14 protein-coding genes and 1 tRNA gene are annotated in these 16,522 nt (G+C 65.7%); 7 read left to right on the forward strand and 8 right to left on the reverse strand.

The features are described from left to right. Positions 1-31: 31 nt before the first annotated feature. The 4 genes from J0X27_RS07640 to J0X27_RS07655 all read right to left on the reverse strand — a co-directional run bounded on the left by J0X27_RS07640 (position 32) and on the right by J0X27_RS07655 (position 5,449). Complete coding sequence (locus J0X27_RS07640) at positions 32-2,212, reverse strand: pentapeptide repeat-containing protein (RefSeq protein ID WP_207271769.1); 2,181 nt, start codon at positions 2,210-2,212, stop codon at positions 32-34. Then, on the reverse strand, positions 2,205-2,789 hold the full coding sequence (locus tag J0X27_RS07645; protein WP_207271770.1) for a DUF2617 family protein: 585 nt from the start codon (positions 2,787-2,789) through the stop codon (positions 2,205-2,207). Before J0X27_RS07645 ends, J0X27_RS07640 begins: the two co-directional genes overlap by 8 nt. A 2-nt stretch (positions 2,790-2,791) precedes the next feature. Further along, complete coding sequence (locus tag J0X27_RS07650; protein ID WP_207271771.1) at positions 2,792-4,588, reverse strand: spermidine synthase; 1,797 nt, start codon at positions 4,586-4,588, stop codon at positions 2,792-2,794. 63 nt (positions 4,589-4,651) lie between these two features. Then, positions 4,652-5,449, reverse strand: coding sequence for a hypothetical protein (locus J0X27_RS07655; protein WP_207271772.1), 798 nt, complete (start codon positions 5,447-5,449; stop codon positions 4,652-4,654). A gap of 108 nt (positions 5,450-5,557) precedes the next feature. Here J0X27_RS07655 and J0X27_RS07660 point away from each other — a divergent pair, with 108 nt between their 5' ends. From J0X27_RS07660 to J0X27_RS07670, 3 genes are all read left to right on the forward strand, one after another. Continuing rightward, entirely contained in the window at positions 5,558-6,523 is a 966-nt protein-coding gene (locus tag J0X27_RS07660; RefSeq protein WP_207271773.1) for a DUF8108 domain-containing protein, read from the forward strand. Positions 6,524-6,814: 291 nt separating this feature from the next. Beyond that, on the forward strand, positions 6,815-8,209 hold the full coding sequence (locus J0X27_RS07665) for a signal recognition particle protein Srp54 (RefSeq protein WP_207271774.1): 1,395 nt from the start codon (positions 6,815-6,817) through the stop codon (positions 8,207-8,209). Positions 8,210-8,339: 130 nt separating this feature from the next. Next, a complete protein-coding gene (locus J0X27_RS07670; protein ID WP_207271775.1) occupies positions 8,340-9,371 on the forward strand; it encodes a hypothetical protein in 1,032 nt (343 codons plus the stop codon). A gap of 10 nt (positions 9,372-9,381) precedes the next feature. On the opposite strand, the gene J0X27_RS07675 is transcribed toward J0X27_RS07670, so the two are convergent. The 3 genes from J0X27_RS07675 to J0X27_RS07685 all read right to left on the reverse strand — a co-directional run bounded on the left by J0X27_RS07675 (position 9,382) and on the right by J0X27_RS07685 (position 11,499). Further along, positions 9,382-10,362: a CBS domain-containing protein gene (locus J0X27_RS07675; protein ID WP_207271776.1), complete on the reverse strand. Its 981-nt coding sequence runs from the start codon at positions 10,360-10,362 to the stop codon at positions 9,382-9,384. Between the two features lie 145 nt (positions 10,363-10,507). After that, positions 10,508-10,921 carry an RNA-binding domain-containing protein gene (locus tag J0X27_RS07680; protein WP_207271777.1) on the reverse strand — a complete coding sequence of 138 codons (414 nt, stop codon included), beginning with the start codon at positions 10,919-10,921 and terminating at the stop codon, positions 10,508-10,510. Further along, the gene (locus J0X27_RS07685) at positions 10,918-11,499 is read right to left on the reverse strand and encodes an AAA family ATPase (protein ID WP_207271778.1); all 582 of its coding nucleotides are present in this window, start codon (positions 11,497-11,499) and stop codon (positions 10,918-10,920) included. Before J0X27_RS07685 ends, J0X27_RS07680 begins: the two co-directional genes overlap by 4 nt. A gap of 156 nt (positions 11,500-11,655) precedes the next feature. Here J0X27_RS07685 and J0X27_RS07690 point away from each other — a divergent pair. The 4 genes from J0X27_RS07690 to J0X27_RS07705 all read left to right on the forward strand — a co-directional run bounded on the left by J0X27_RS07690 (position 11,656) and on the right by J0X27_RS07705 (position 14,409). Further along, positions 11,656-11,730: transfer RNA gene (locus J0X27_RS07690), tRNA-Arg, on the forward strand. Positions 11,731-12,458: 728 nt separating this feature from the next. Then, positions 12,459-13,067 (forward strand): NAD(P)/FAD-dependent oxidoreductase, encoded by a 609-nt coding sequence (locus J0X27_RS07695; protein WP_207271779.1) that lies wholly within the window; start codon positions 12,459-12,461, stop codon positions 13,065-13,067. 68 nt (positions 13,068-13,135) lie between these two features. After that, positions 13,136-13,759, forward strand: a complete 624-nt coding sequence (locus J0X27_RS07700; protein WP_207271780.1) for a VOC family protein — start codon at positions 13,136-13,138, stop codon at positions 13,757-13,759. Continuing rightward, positions 13,756-14,409, forward strand: coding sequence for an alpha/beta hydrolase (locus tag J0X27_RS07705; protein WP_207271781.1), 654 nt, complete (start codon positions 13,756-13,758; stop codon positions 14,407-14,409). Before J0X27_RS07700 ends, J0X27_RS07705 begins: the two co-directional genes overlap by 4 nt. Before the next feature lie 3 nt (positions 14,410-14,412). Here the strand turns inward: J0X27_RS07705 and J0X27_RS07710 are convergent, their stop codons facing one another. Next, on the reverse strand, positions 14,413-16,224 hold the full coding sequence (locus tag J0X27_RS07710) for a nitrite/sulfite reductase (protein ID WP_207271782.1): 1,812 nt from the start codon (positions 16,222-16,224) through the stop codon (positions 14,413-14,415). Positions 16,225-16,522: the final 298 nt, after the last annotated feature.

Raw genomic sequence — 16,522 nt, forward strand, 5'->3', positions numbered from 1 at the left:
TACGCGTCGACGCGGTCTCGGCCGCGCCCGATCAGAGTTCGGATCGTTTGACCAGCGCGTAGACGAGCAAGGCCGCGAGGATCGTACTGAGGTAGGCTTCAGAGCCGGCGAGAAACCGGGCGATCGGACCGATCGGCCCGATGTCGCCGTAGCCGATCGTCGTGTAGCTGATGTAGCTGAAGTAGATGGTTTCGTAGACGCCCTCCGCTCCCGTCTCGAACAGCGGCCCGTCGAACAGGTAGGGGATCGCGAACGCCATCGGCGCGATGGCGAACATGATGCCGATCCGCATCGGTCGCATGCCGTGCCCGCAGGTGATCCCGAGGAAGAAGTTCTCCGCAGCCCGCCCGAGGTTCTTGGTCCGGGTCCAGATCCCCTCCTCGGGATCGCGGACGGTCTCGAGGTTCTTCCGGCGGCTGTAGCGCTGCCGTTTGACGCGGAACTCGCCGGCGGTTTTCATGTCGCCGTTCGCGCTCGCGCTCTGTTTGGCTTTGAGATACGTCGTTTCGATCACTTCCGGCGTCATCTCGAGGGCGTACTCCCGGTCGACCACGTCCGCTGGCGGCTCGTCGAAGTCGTGGATGGACCAGCCGTTTCGATCGAGGTACTCGCGGTGGCCGCTGAAGTCGAACGTGTGTCCGTCGAACTCGTCGAACTCCGTCCGGCAGAACCGGAAGTAATCGAGGAGTTGGCGGCGGTCTCGCGTTCGCTCGGCCTCGAGATCGACGTCCCCGACGCTCGCGAGCGTCAGGTCGTATCGCACCCAGCCCTCGGCGGGCTGGACGATTCGGCCGCTGCGGATCTTGCCACGAGTGAAGTCGACGAACGCGTCGGCGTCGGTTCCGCGTGCCTCGAAGTCGATTCGCTCGGAGACGACACAGCGGCTGAAGTCGATCGTCCCGCCGAAGGCGGTCCCGACGAAGTTCGCGGACGTGATCTCGGCGTCGTGGAAGTCGACATCGTCGGCGAATCGGGCCCCCTCGAAGGAGACGTCGTCCTTGAGGTGGTTCGCGCCGCCGGTGAACTCGCAGCCGCGAAACACGCAGGGGCCGTCGAACCGGGCGTTCGAGAAGTCGGCGTCCTCGCGGAACCGGGCTTCGTCGAAGTCGACCTCGCCGTCGAACGACGCGTCGGGGAAGTCAGCGTCGCCGTCGAACGTCGCCGACTCGAAGTGCGCGATCCCCTCGAAGTCGGCCCCCGCGAACGTGACGAACCGAAACGACGCGTGGCGGAACGTGACGTCGTCGCCGAAGGTCGCGGTCTCGAAACTGGCGTCGTCGACCAGCGTGCGAGCGCCACCGGAAAACGTCGCCCCGCGGAAGTCCGCTCGGCCGTGGAACGCGACGTCGTCGAAGGCGGTGTCGCCCCCGAACCGGACCTCGTCGAAGTCCGCGAGCGCATCGAAGGCGGTCTCCCGAAACTCGGCGTCGCCGGTGAACGTCGCCTCCTGGAAGACCGCCTCCGCCCGGAAGTCGACGGCATCGAACCGCGTGAAGCCGAACTCGGTCTCCCGGAAGGTAGCGTTCGCGCGGAACGTCGTCCCCGAAAACGTCGTGTTGTCCTCGAGGTGATTCGAGTCGCCGTGACACTCGGCCGCGCGGAAGGTCACCTCCTCGTCGAACGTCGCGCCGTCGAAGCGGACGCCGTCGCGGAAGGTCGCCTCGTCGCAGTCGAGGGGGCCCTCGAAGGTCGTCCCGTCGAAGGCGACGTCGTCGTCGAATTTCGCCTCGAAGCAGCTCGCGGGACCGGTAATCGTCGCGTCGGAACACGACAGCGGTGCCTCGACGTGGGCCTCCTGCAGGCGGAGCGATCCGATCGTCGCACCATCGAGGACGATCGGCAGCGTCACCCGCGTGTGCTCGAGGGAGAGCCCCTCGATGGTCGCGCCGCTGAGATCGATCGGGTGCCGATCGACACTCGTCAGGGTCGTCCGGTCCAACGAGATCTCGGGCAGCGTGACGCCACCGAGGTCTTTCTGGGCGTCGGTCCCGTGGACGAGGACCGAGCGAAACGTCTCGCGAACCTCGTCGTCGGAGATCCCTCGAGCCTCCCGCTGAGCGGGCGAGAGGTGCAAGATCGAGGGGTCGACGTCCACGGACGTCTCCGCCGCGAGACGCGCATCCGACTCCGTTTGTGGGTCGCCGCCAGCGCTGGCGACGGTACGTTCGCCGTCGGTCCCCGTTCCGTCGTTCGAGTCTGAGTCGTTAGTCATCCGTCTGAATGTCTCTCATCGGTGGTTCGGTGTCGGTCAGGTCTCCCGTCGACGTCGGGCGGGGAGCGGCGGAATCGAGTGGCGACGAGTCGCGGTCCGTCGTCAAGACCGTTCGGGTGTACAACGCGAGTTCGTATTCCGGATAGGTGTGATAGGTCTCGTAGCCGTTCGCGTCGATCTCGATCGTCGTGACGGCCTCCGGGGGTCCGTCGAAGGCGTACGCGAGATCGAACGATCGGGGACGGGAGCGATACCGGGTGCGGGGAAACGCCGACAGCGGCCGATGTTCGATCTCCGTCACGCACTGTATCGCGTCGTTCTCGAAGGTGAGCCGGCGGGACGGCCGGTCGGGCTCGAGCGGAACCGTGGCCGCCCCGCGATCCGCCGTCGAGACCGGCTCACAGGTCGAGAGCTCGTAGAAGCCGAACTCCGGGGCGCTAACGTAGTGTGAACTCCCGATGATTCGGAAGGTGAACTCGGTTCCCATGAACCGTCGCGTCAGCGAGTCGAAGACGCGAACGCCGTCGGTCGCCGGCGGGCGGTCGGCGTGCACGAACTGGAGCGTTTCCTTGGGCATGATCAGTCGACGATGATGTCGTAGTTCGGGTGCAAGACGCTGTTCGGTTCGACGCCCCGGTACTCGGGAAGCGATCGCCACCGCCACTCCCCGAACGTCTCGGCGTTTGCGTGGACGTAGTCGCTCTCGGCGCGCTCGAGGTCGGGCGTCGGCGTCGGGCCGTCCGAGAGCACGTAGAAGCGCTCGCCGGGCTCGAGCCCCCCGTCGCCGTCGAGGTCGTCGTAGGCGTAGTAGGGGAGATACTGGTCGAAGCCCGCCGCGCGAACCGTGTTGGCGTAGACCTTGCTGTGGGTCGGGTGGTCGCCGCTCGTGTAGACCCAGGAGACGACGAGCCCGTCGTCGCTGAGGTGCTCGCGGAGCAGCGTGTAAAACTCCGTCGAGTACAGCGACATCGTCTCGTCGCTTCGGACACCCGGCACGTCGAGAAGGACGAGGTCGTACGTCTCGTCGCTCTCCTGGAGGTACGTGAAGGCGTCCTGGGTCGTCGTGTTCAAGCGGTCGTACTCGTAGGCGTCGTCGTTGTACTGCCGGAAGAACTCCCGCTCCCGAGCCATCTCGAGGAACTCGCCGTCGATGTCGACCTGATCGACCGACGCGTCGTACTGGCGGAGGTGATCGACGGCGATGTAGTCGCCGCCGCCGACGAGCAACACGTCGACCGAAGACTGGTCGTCGAACGTCGTCATCGGGATGTCGACGAGTCCGCTGTGGTAGGAGTCGACCCAGCGATCACAGAACTGGATCGCCCGATCGAGGTGGAGACACGTTTCCGTGTCGGTATGCCCCTGAACGTCGCGTTCGTAGGTGAGTACCGTCTGGTAGGACGTTGTGTCGTAGCTGCGCGTCTCGACATCGGCCACGCCCGGAGGGTACTCCCGTTCGATGGTCCGCTCGAGGTAGGTCGTCGTCACCGCCCGATCGACCGCGTTCGGATGCGCGACGAGCCCCCCATAGGTGCCGGTCAGGAGGACGCCGACGAGGACGACGGCGCGCCACTGTCCGACGGTCGGTCGCGAGAGCGTGCGGGCCGCATTCGAGAACGTCCAGGCGGCAAAGCCCAGTGCGGCGAGTGCGTTCAACAGCCCCAGAGCGAAGACGCTCACGACGAGCCCGTATCGCGGATACAAGACCAGTGCGTAGACGACCGTCCCGGCGAGGCTCCCGAGGTAGTCGACGCCGAGGACCTCGGAGAAGGACCGGTTGTCGGGGTCGTCGATCGTAAAGAACGCGCCGAGGATCGCGCGGACGATCCGTCGCGGGTAGAGCCGCCCGAGCGACGCGAAGACCGTCTCCTCGCGGTTCTCGACGAGATCGGTCAACAGCGGCACCTCGAACCCCGAAAGCACGCCCACGACGAGGATCGGAACGTGTGAGAGCGCGAGGATCGTCGGCCCCGCGCCGGGAACGTCGATCGGGGGCAGCGAGTTGATCGCGACGATCGCCATCGCTCCCGCCGGGCCCGCGATCGCGAGGTAGACCTCGGTCCGGAGGAAGTTCGATTCGGGCTCGCCGAGTTGTGCCGAGAGGACCGATCCGACCCCCAGCGAAAACATGTAGAGCCCGATCGTGATCGAGTACCGCAGGACGGTCCCGCCGAAAAACACCGTGAGCAACTCCGAGTAGACGAGTTCGTAGGCGATCGAACAGAAGGCGACGACGAACGTCACCGACAGCGCCACCCGCCGATCGGTAACGAGGTGCCGGGACGACACTTCCCCCTCGGACCGACCGCTCCCCGAACCGTCGGTTGGCTCGGACCCACTCGTCTCGGTCCCGTCAGTCGTTCCGTCCTCGGCCATACACTGAACACCCCTCGATCGAACGTCACAGCACTCTCATCGAACTCGAGTCGCGAGCGCGGATCACACTCGGGGACGAACGTGCCAGGCTTCGTCGACGGCCAGCCCATCGCTCGCCCGCTCGAGTCTGAAGTCCGCCGCTTGCCACTCGAAGTCGGTATCGCCGTCGGGGGACTCGAGGCGCGTGCCGACGCGGTACCACCCTTCCCTCGCGCTCGACGCCGGGTCCGACGCCGATTCGTTCGCCGTGGGCGACACGGATTCGTTCGCCACACTCGACGTCGATTCGGAGCGGGGCTCCGACGCGATGGCGGCCAGATCGGCTTCCACCGTCGTTCCCGGCTCCGGCTCGGACCACTCCCGCTCCCAGTCGGCCGGATCCGGACCCGGGGACATCGCCTGGTACTTCGTGTTCGAGCCCATGTAGGCGACACCGAGGGCGGCGATGCTTGCGCGATACATCCGGATGTCGTCCTCGTGGTCATCGCGCCAGTGGTGTCCGGAGGTTCCACCGTAGATAGCCCAGCCGTGGCGGCCTTTGGGAGCCGACGAGTGACCGCCGCTGCCACGACCGGTCGCGCCGCTCGGGCGCGAACTCGACGACCGCGAGCCTGCGCGAGCAGTGCCGACCGGAACGAGCGAGCCGACGGCCGCGGCGTCGACGTTCTCGTCTCGGGATTCGACTTTCGGCTCCGAGACGAGGTCGATTTCCATCGTTCCGTCCGTGATCGAAACGTCGTCGAACACCACGGATTCGCGTGGCGGCGGGGTTTCGTCGTCACTCCCCAGACAGCCGGCGAGTCCGCCGACCGCGATCGCCAGTCCGCGTCCGGACGTGCGGAGGAGACGCCGTCGGTTCATACGCTCCCGTGAGTGTTCTCCCACAAAACGTTTTATGATTTTACGTGTCTCGCCTTCATCCACCCTCCGAACCGTTGAAGTGAACTGACTGAGTAGCTCGAGCGTAGGATGACCGGAAACGAGAACGCGGTGCGGCGGGAGCTCTCGGGTGACGTACGCGTCGGTGGGGGCGAGACCGCACCCGTCGAACTCCGCGGTGCCGAAGACGTCTACGTGAGCGCCGAGAGCGTCTCGGGGCGGCTCACGATTCACGATCCGGAGTACGTCTTCACGGACGTCCCGGCCGGCGACGAACCCGCCGATTCCGAGGACGCGCGGACGGTGTTGACCGGCGCTCTCGACGACGGCTACGTCGACGGCGTCGACGGCGACGTTCACGTCACCGGGGCCGAAGACGTCTTCGTCGAACACGGGGCGGCCGAGACGCTCTCGACGATCGGTGCCGAGCAAGTCTTTTACGACGACGCGGCCGCGCCCACTCGGTCGCCGGAGGACTACGAGGTCTCGGTCTCGGGGTGGCGACAGACTCGAGACGTCCGCGATCCCCGGGACGGCGTCTCCATCAGGGGCGCGAAGAACGAACTGACCGTGACCGACGCACGACACGATCTCACCCTCTACGTCGCGGGCTGGGGGAACGAGGTCCGCATCGAGGGCCGGGCCGTCGACGTGACGGTCTACTTCGTCGGCCGCGACAACCGCGTCAGCGTCGGCCCGTACGTCACGGCAACCACGGGTGCCGAGAGCGGCTACGACAACGACCTCGAGTCGGATCCGCTCCCGCCGGAGGCGCTCGTCGAGCAGACCGAGGCGGAGGCATACGAGGGGAACCTGTTCGGCCGTCACAAGGTGACCTACCAGGAACCGGCGTCGGGGAAAGAGTGGTGCCCCAACTGCGGCGAGAGCGCCGACGCCGTCATCACGCGCAAGCAGCGCGACGCCTTCTTCCTGCTCGGGAAACCGATCCACACCTACGACAGCGGCGACGGGGCCTTCGAGTGCGAACACTGTACCGCCGTCGCCGTCGGCCCCGTCGAGCTCACGCCGGCGGAACGCAAACGAATTCTCGGGTGACGTTTATCGCCGCTGAAGGGGAGTTTTACCGTGCGACGGCCACAGTTCGGGGTGGCTCCGTCTCGACCGTCGCCCGGTCGCGCCCCGGTTCCGGCGCGACTCGAGTCGGAATTCGTTCTCGTTCGCACACCGTCAGGACCCTTGGGGCAGCTCGACGGACTGGCGACGAGAGGAGCCACTGACACGATTTGACACACTGATCGCGCCGCTGTCGTGCGATCGGGTGTGCAGTGACTGCCGGAGGTACCTATAGATAAAACCTTTAACGCCGTCGCCCCGTAGACCGAGCAAATGGTACTCGACGATCTCGGGAGTTCTCTGCGGGGCACCCTCGACAAGCTCCGCGGGAAGTCGCGACTCAGCGAAGAAGACATCGAGGAGATCGTCAAGGAGATCCAGCGATCGTTGCTCTCCGCCGACGTCGACGTCTCGCTCGTGATGGAGCTGTCGGACAGCATCAAAGAGCGGGCCCTCGAGGAGGAACCTCCCGCTGGCACCCCCGCGCGGGACTTCGTCCTCCGTATCGTCTACGAGGAACTGGTCGATCTCATCGGCGACTCGACCGAGTTGCCCCTCGAGGAACAGACGATCCTGCTGGCGGGGCTGCAGGGATCCGGGAAGACGACGTCCGCCGCGAAGATGGCCTGGTGGTTCTCGACGAAAGGCCTGCGCCCGGCGGTCGTCCAGACGGACACCTTCCGACCCGGCGCGTACGATCAGGCCAAGGAGATGGCCGAGCGCGCGGAGGTCGACTTCTACGGGAATCCCGACAGCGAGGACCCCGTCGAAATCGCCCGGAAGGGACTCGAGGAGACGAGCGAGGCCGACGTTCACATCGTGGACACGGCCGGTCGCCACGCGCTGGAGGACGACCTGATCGACGAGATCGAGCAGATAGAGGGCGTCGTCGACCCCGACACGTCCCTGCTCGTCTTAGACGCCGCGATCGGCCAGGGGGCGAAAGACCAGGCCCAGCAGTTCGACGAGTCGATCGGGATCGACGGCGTCGTCATCACGAAACTCGACGGGACGGCGAAGGGTGGCGGTGCGCTGACCGCCGTCGACCAGACCGACTCCTCGATCGCCTTCCTCGGGACCGGCGAGGAGGTCCAGGACGTCGAACGGTTCGAGCCCGACGGCTTCATCTCGCGGCTGCTCGGCATGGGCGATCTCAGTCAGCTCGCCGAACGCGTCGAGCGCGCGATGGAGCAGACGGAGATCGAGGAAGACGACTGGGACCCCGAGGACATGCTCCAGGGGCAGTTCACCCTCAACGACATGCAAAAGCAGATGGAGGCGATGAACAACATGGGCCCCCTCGATCAGGTGATGGACATGATCCCCGGCCTCGGGGGCGGGATCAAGGATCAGCTCCCCGACGACGCGATGGACGTCACACAGGAGCGGATGCGTACGTTCTCGGTAATCATGGATTCGATGACCGAGGCCGAAAAGGAGTATCCGAAGGCCATCGGCGCGAGCCAGATCGAACGGATCGCCCGTGGCTCGGGAACCGAGGAAGAACAGGTCCGGCAGCTACTCCAGCAGTACAAGATGATGGAACGCACGATCAAGCAGTTCCAGGGAATGGGCTCCGAACAGGAGATGCAACGCATGATGCAACAGATGCAACAGGGCGGCGGTGGCGGTGGCGGCGGCATGGGCGGTATGGGGCCGTTCGGCTAACGCCGCACCCGTAGTCGCTTCCGATCGGTACGAACGGCGACCGACGCTCGTTTTCGCTCCGTCGTTCGCTATCGGGGACAGTCACGGCAACACTACGTTAATACACTTCTAGACGTACCCTCGAGTAGGAATGAACCGTCGACAGTATCTCGTTCGAGCCGGGTCGACCGCCGGCGGACTCGCGACTGCTGCCGGCTGTCTCGACGACGGCGAGTCCCCCGAGACCGACGAGGGCGACGCCGGCAGTCGAACCGGCGAACGCGCGCTTGACCGCGCCGCCGGCAGACTGAACGCGACCGCCCAGTCGCTGGACGAGGTGGAGGGGCTCGAAAACCCCGGCGAGGTCGAGTTCGATCCCGAGGAGCCCCAGACCGATCTCTCGGCGGCACGTGATCACCTCGAGACAGCCGAGTCCGAACTGAGCGAGGATCGGCAAGGTGACGTCGAGACGCTGCGGTCGTACGCGAACGCCCTCGAGGGACTGGTCGCGGTTACGGTCGCCGTCACCGACGAGGGGCTCACCGACGATATCGACACCGTGACGGCGGCACTCGAAACGGAAGACGACATCGAGGGAGCGAGCGAGACCGTCGGTGACCGCCACGCCGAACTCGCCGAGGCTCACGGGCGGTGGGACGATGCGGACACGACCATTCGGGGCCTCGATGGCGACCGACTCGACGAGTTGGCCAACGTCGATCTCGCCGACCTCGAGGAGGGGGCGGCGACGCTCGGCGACGTGGTGACGTCCTTCGAGGCTCTCGCCGGGGCGTACGACGCGACGCTCGGCGACGTGGTGACGTCCTTCGAGGCTCTCGCCGGGGCGTACGACGCGACGCTCGGCGAGGAGGGGTACGGCGCGCTCGATCGGGGGCGAGCGCACATGGAAGACCGGGCGTACGAGGAGGCACGGACGGCGTTCGAGACCGCCGAATCGACGTTTTCGAGCGCCCGCGAGGACCTCGAGAGCGGGAGGGAGACCGCACCCGAGGGAGTGACCGGCTACGTCGAGACGGCGGACTGCCAGACGCGTCACCTGCGGCAGGCTGCCGGGGAGTTCGGCGAGGGGGCCGCTGTGGCAGCCGACGATCCGCTCGCTGCCAAACGCCATCGGGACGACGGCGAAGCCGCCCTCGATGCGGTCGGGGATTGTACCGAGTAAACTGGCCCGACTACGGGGTCGTCGTCACTTCCTCCCGGGCGACCATCGGCGGCAGGGGGTCGACGAGGACGACCGCATCCCCCTCGAGGACCACGGTGCCGTCGCCGTCCGACACGGTCGTCTCGATTCGATATTTCTCCCCGCCGAGAGCCTCGACAACCTCACAGACGGCGGTAACCTGCTCGCCGATCGCGAGCGGTGCACGGAAGCTACTCTCCTGTGAGAGGTAGATCGTCAGTCCCGGGAGTCGCGCGAGCGCCGCGCTGATCAACCCGTTCGCGAGGACGCCGTGGACGATTCGTTCGCCAAAGCGGGTTTCGGCGGCGTAGGCCCCATCGAGGTGGACCCGGTTGGTGTCGCCGGTCGCCGCCGCGAAGGCCTCGACGTCGTCTTCGGAGACGAGTTTCGAGAACCGAGCGCTATCGCCGACCGAGACGGTCGACTCGTCCTCGCCACGGTACTCGAACTCCCAGTCGTCGCGCTCGTAGAGGGTATCGGACCGTACCTGCCTCCGGGGTGGTTGCTCGCGCGGCTCCGTGGGACGGTGGACGAGTTGTGGAACGTAGTAGGAAAGTTCGATCGTCGTGACGATGCCAAGCAGATCCGTCGCACCCTCGCGCTGGTCCGACGTAGTCGCGCTCTCGTCGGCCTCAGTCGTCCGGTCGTCACTCGAGACGACCGGCAGGTGTTCGATGTCCGCCGACCGGCACAGCTCCACGGCGTCGACGATCGACGCCGTCGGTTCGATCGTCGTCAGGGGCGTCGACATGACCGCCGACAGCTCGTGGTGGCCGAGGTCCCGTCGGTCACAGAGGTGTGTCGCGAAGTCGCCTTCAGTGACGATGCCGACCGGGTCGCCGTCTCGAACGACGAGGACGGAACTGACGCTCTCGTCGCGGAGCACCGTCGCCGCCTCGGTCACGGTCGTGTCCGGCGAAGCGGTGACGACGTCTTCGATCATGATTTCGGTGACGGGTATCGTGTCGTGCATTCGACAGCCCTACGTTGTCGATACCCATCAGTCGTTGGGGACCACTCAGACGGTCGATCGAGCTGGAAGCCGTCGATCGACTCCACGATCACGGAGCCCCGGGCCGCGAAACGAAGACACGGGGACGGACGAACCGAGGGAAGAGTCAGGCGTCGACCGGTCGCCCGTCCTCCGTCGGCGGTGCGATGTGATCGATATACTCCTCGAGGCTGGGCTCTTCGACGCGGACCCGAACGGCGATCTCGCCGAGTTCGTCCGGCTTGCCGACCGAGAAATTCACGTAGTCCTCGAAGGCCGCCTGCTTCTTCAGCGCGAAGGTGAAGATGTCGCCCTCGCGGTTGGCGAAGAACTCGCCGCGGGCGGTATCGAGGATCTCCTGTCGGTGCAACAGCTCCGAGAAGTGATCGAGCGCGTGGGCCTCGCCCCTGACTTCGCCGAACGATTCCTCGAGGTCGGCGGTCGGAAAGACGTTGGCCACGGCGTCGATCACGCGATCCGTGACCTCAGTGTCGTAGACCGGTGCCGTGATTTCGACGTCGACGCGGTAGATCTCGCTCATGATTTCGATTCCGCCTGGGCACGGTTCACGTCGTCGGTTTCCCCGATGATCGATCGGATCCGTTCGTGAAACGCCTCGAGCGAGTCCGTGTTCTCGACGACGACGTCCGATCGCGCCATGGCGTCGTCCATTCCGAACCCGCGTTCGCGCTCGTCGCGCTCTTTGAGCCCTTCGCCGCCCTCGGCCTCGCTCGCGTCCCGGCCGCGCTCGTCGATCCGCTCGGCACGGACCTCGAAGGGAGCCTCGATACTGACGAGCGTGAACGCGTCGTCGAACGCCGCCTCGAAGACGTCGACCTCGGTTCCCGACCGGATGCCGTCGACCAGCACCGTGTCGTGTTGCTCGAGGCGGTCCTCGATCATCGGCAACGATCGTTCGGCGATCGCCGTCGGACCGTTCTCCTCGCGTAGCGCCTGCGCGACCGTGCCGTGATCCGTCGCGGGGTCGAGCCCGCGGTCGGCCGTCTCCTGGCGGACGACGTCGCCCATCGTCACCACCGGGATCCCGTCCTCGCGTGCGACGGTCGCGGCCTCGCCCTTGCCGCTTCCGGGGAGCCCAACCGTTCCGATGACGTGCATTGACTCAACGTACCGGCGAGGCGTGTATAAACGCTGTGTTCGCCACACGGACTACACTGGCCCGCCGTTCGACGTGGGACCGCGGGACCGAAGAGCGATCGACTACGATCGGAAATCCCAACCGCTTATACCGTTCCGTCGTGGATTCGGACTCGAGGGCGCGTAGCTCAGTCCGGAAAGAGCGTCGGACTTCTAATCCGACGGTCGTGGGTTCAAATCCCATCGCGCCCGTGCAGCGAACGAAGTGAGCGAACCGGCACGTGGGATTTGAACGAGAGAACGGCGAGCGATAGCGAGCCGTTCGCGTGGTTCAAATCCCATCGCGCCCGTGTAACGAGTCACGCAGTGACGAGTGAACCGGCACGTAGAATTTGAATCAGGAAGCAGCTTGCTGCGACCGTGGTTCAAATCCCATCGCGCTCGTGATCCGTGAACAACCGGTGAGCGACAGCGTAGCACCACCGCTCCTCGAGACCGATAGGGTCCGGACCCGCTCGATAGATCAACTCCACAGAGACAGTAAAATATACTGTCGGCAGATCCAATCGAGACCACCACAGGGGAGACGGGAACACTGATCGTCGTCCCGCTGCCGACGCACGTGACTTTTCGAAGGAGCGCGATCTGAGAACTGCCGCCGAGGTGTGCCGGGAGGTGGCACCCGGAAATCGATTGCGCACCGCGACGACCCACATCCATTCGGGTGCTGCTATCTCGAGAGAATCGGCACGCGGCGTTGCCAACACAACACCCTGCCGATCGCCCGCCAACCCGTGGTCCGCCAGCGATGCTACCTGGCTTAACGGTGCCGACGGAACCACGAGTCGCGTCACGAAAGCCGTCGAGAACGACCGCCGGCAGCCGATCGCTGTGGTATCCGGACGGCTAACACTGATGTCACGTGGTGGCTCCGGGGTTGCTAGTGGGTTGATATTCCTGTGGTGACAGTATGTAATTACATGAGCGACGAACCGACTGCGGACGATGCGACAGTGATCGTTGTTGGCGGCGGCCCCGCCGGACTGAGTGCGGCCCTCTTCACCGCGAAGAACGGCCTCGAGACGACCGTCTTCGATACGGACGAAACGTGGATGCACAAGGCCCACCTGTTCAACTACCTCGGAATCGGCTCGGTTGGCGGCAGCGAGTTCATGGCGACGGCCCGCCAGCAGGTCGACGACTTCGGCGTCGATCGGCGACAGGGCGAGGAAGTGACCGCGGTCAGCGAGGCCGGCGATGGCTTCGCAGTCGAGACCGAGGACGGCGAGTACGAGGCGGACTTCGTCGTGCTCGCGACGGGTGCGAACCGCGAACTCGCCGAGGACCTCGGTGTCGCGTTCACCGAGGAGGGCGTCGTCGACGTCGGCGTCGACACGGAGACGAGCGTCGAGGGCGTCTACGCGACCGGCGCGATGGTCCGCCCCGAGGAGTGGCAGGCCGCGATTTCCGTCGGCGACGGAGCCGCCGCGGGACTCAACATCCTGACGACCGTCCGTGGTGAACACTACCACGACTTCGACGTGCCCGCCGACGCCGAGCGCGTCTTCGGTGACCTGGTCGCGGAGTAACCGACCCCACAGCGGCACCCGACCCCGCCGAATCGACCGATCCAACCGAACCCACCGAATCCAGTACGATGCCTAACGAATCACAGAACCCAGTTACAGCAGAGCGACCCGACAGCCCAGTCCAGACGACGGGGACCGACCACATCACCATCTGGGGGAGCAACGAAGCGGACACGATCGAGTTCTATCAGGACCTCCTCGGGATGCCGCTGGTCCTTCGCCAGCCGAACCTCGACGACCCCTCGCAGACGCACCTCTTCTTCGACACGGGCGACGGTCGCATCCTGACGTTCTTCGTCAGCGACGACCGCCCGTCGAACCAGCGGGGCCAGCGCGGCGGGACCGGTGCCGTCCACCACCTCTGTTTCAGCGTCGATCCCGACGACTACGAGAACACCATGCAGGCACTCGAGGACGCGGGCCACCAGTACAACGTCTTCGACCGGGGTATCTTCCACTCGATCTACACCACGGACAACAACGGCCTCGTGATCGAACTCTCGACGGACAAGTACGAGGTGCCCGACGACCGCCGGGGCGAGGTCCTCGCCAAGGCTCAAGAGCTCCGCGAGGAAGACGGCGCAGAGTACGCCAAAGACGAGCACCTCCGGGGTGCCATCGAAGCGCTGGGCCTCGAACTCGTCGAACACGAGCTCCCCGACGCCAGCGCCGGCGTCGGTGGTGTCGAATGAGCGCGGCCGACCGCGTCGAGGGCCCACATCAGGGCCAGCAACTCGTCACGGGCGGGACCGATCTCGCGGACGCCGAGGCGGCGCTCGTGTGCACCCACGGTCGCGGTGCGACCGCCCGCGGAATGGTCCAGATGGCCGAGGAGTTCCATCGGGACGGCGTCGCGGTCCTCGCCCCGCAGGCGGCCCGCCAGACCTGGTATCCCAACTCGTTTCTCGCACCCGTCGAGCGAAACGAGCCCGGCCGGTCGTCGGGGCTACGGGCCATCGCCGACGCGATCAGCCGGGCCAACCGGGCCGGGATCCCGACCGAGCGGATCATGCTGATCGGCTTCTCACAGGGTGCCTGTCTGGCCAGCGAATACCTCGTCCGCAACCCGCGACGCTACGGCGGGCTGGCCGCGTTGAGCGGCGGCCTCATCGGCGAGGAACTCGACGACGAGTATCCCGGCGATCTCGAGGGGACGCCGGTCTTCCTCGGGTGTAGCGACGTCGATCCCCACATTCCAGAAGAGCGGGTTCACGACACCGCCGACGTCCTCGAGTCGATGAACGCCGACGTAACGAAGCGCCTCTACGAGGGGATGGGCCACGGGATCAACGACGACGAGATGGCGGTCGTCTCCGAGATGGTCGCGGCGCTGCTCGAGTAACGTCTAGTCGTCCGACGGTGCCGCCGACTCCTCGGCCGCCGGAGTCGGTGCGGACTCGCCCTCCGCGAAGGGGTACCACGACTGTTTGGCGTCGGCCATGTACGGTGCCTCGAAGTCGGTCTCCTGGGGCTCGCAGAACTCGACGAGCTGTTCGGTACCGGTCGCATCGACCCACTGGCGGAACGTCTGCCCCCGGACGGCTCCGCCGTCCGCTCGAGACTCCGCCGGAGTCTCGCACGCCCGGTGGGCGGCGTAGGCCTGGAGGAGGTTCCGGATCGCACCGGGTGCCTCGTCGGCTGGCACGCGCTGTTGGACCCAGTCGATGAACGAGGGGTCCTCGCCGACGCCGCCGCCGACGCCGATGTCGAACGCTTCGACCATCTCGCCGTCCTTGCGGGCGCGCATTCCTTGCAGGCCGATGTCGGCGGTCATCGCCTGTCCGCAGTCCGCGGTGCACCCGGAGTAGTGCATCTTGATCTTGCCGACGTCGTCGGGCAGTTCGACGTTCTCGTTGAACCAGCGCAGCATGCGAGCCATCCGCCCTTTCGTTTCCGTCAGCGCGATCGAACAGAACTCGGTGCCGGTACAGGCCATCGCGCCGCGCTCGAACGGACTGGGTTCGGCGGGGTACTCGGAGAGCAGTGGTTCCGCGAGCAGGCCCTCGAGGTCGTCGGCGGCGACGTCGACGACGACGGGGTTCTGGCGGCGGGTAAGCCGGATCTCGCCGGAGCCGTACTCGTCGGCGAGGTCGGCCAGTTCGATCGCGTCCTCGGCGGGCAGCCGACCGACGGGAACGCTCAGGCCGACGTAGTGTTGCCCGTCTTTCTGATCGCCGACCCCGACGTGGTCGTGCTGGCCGGCCTCGACGGGTTGCCCAGCGTTGTAGGTGTACTCCTCCCGGAAGTCCTCGCCCGCCGTGTGCATTTCGAACTCGACGTACTCGTCCTGGAGCGTCTCCCGGATCTTCTCCATGCCCCAGTCCTCGGCGAAGAATCGCGCCCGATTCTTCGAGCGGTTCTGTCGGTCGCCGTAATCGTGGTAGAGTTCGACGAAGCCACGACCGACCTCGTAGGCGTGTTCCGGGCGGACGAAGACGTCAAGCGGCGTCGCGGCGCGGGGTTGGCGACCGCCGAGCCCACCGCCGATGCGGACGTTGAAGCCCCGCACGGACTCCCCATCGATCTCCTTCGTCGCCGGTTCGAACCCGATGTCGTTGATCGAATCCTGCGCGCAGCCGACCGTACAGCCCGACGCGCTGATGTTGAACTTCCGGGGCATGTTCGCGAGCGCGTCGTCCGTGCGGAGCTCCTCCTCGAAGCGCTCGAGCAGGGGGCCGGCTTCGACGAACTCCTCGGCCTTCCCGTGGAGCGGACAGCCCGAGATGTTGCGCATCGTGTCACCGCCCGCAGAGCGAGAATGGACGCCGACCGACTCGAGTTTCTCCCAGATTTCCGGGACGTCCTCGAGTTCGAGCCAGTGTAGTTGGACGGACTGGCGGGTCGTCAGGTCGATCCAGCCGTTGCCGAACTCGGGGTTTTCGACGGGACCCGTCGCGTAGTCGCGGGCGACCTCGCCGATCGTCCGCAACTGGTCGGGCTCCAAGATACCGCTGGCATTGGTCAGCCGCATCATGAAATACGATTCCTGTCCGTCGCGCTGGTGGAACAGTCCCCAGAACTTGAACCGGGTGAACCACGTTTCGCGTTCGTCCTCGGGAATCGCCTCGTAGCCACCGTTTTCCGCGAACTCGAGGATGTGGTCGCGGACCTCGTCGCCGTAACAGCCCTCCTTGAGTGCCTCTTTCTTATGCGCCATCGGAGACCACCCCTCGAACCGAACTATCGGGCTCGATTTCGCAAATTTCTATCCCAAACATGCCGTAATTCACGTTTAATCCCCATACTCCTAAATTATATAATGGTAATCGTTTACGGATGGTGTATTTTACATCGTATGCGGGAGCGAGCGTAGAATCTCCAATGGCATATTGTCTGTATTAGGACGTAAATCACGAGCGAACGCGGTGGAAAATCGGCGATTCCAAACGCGATCGACGCGGTTCCATGCCGCGTCGTGTGTACTCCAGAGCGATCTCCGATTCGGTGACGGACGA

It is taken from the genome of Natrinema longum, assembly GCF_017352095.1.
GTDB classification, from domain to species: domain Archaea; phylum Halobacteriota; class Halobacteria; order Halobacteriales; family Natrialbaceae; genus Natrinema; species Natrinema longum.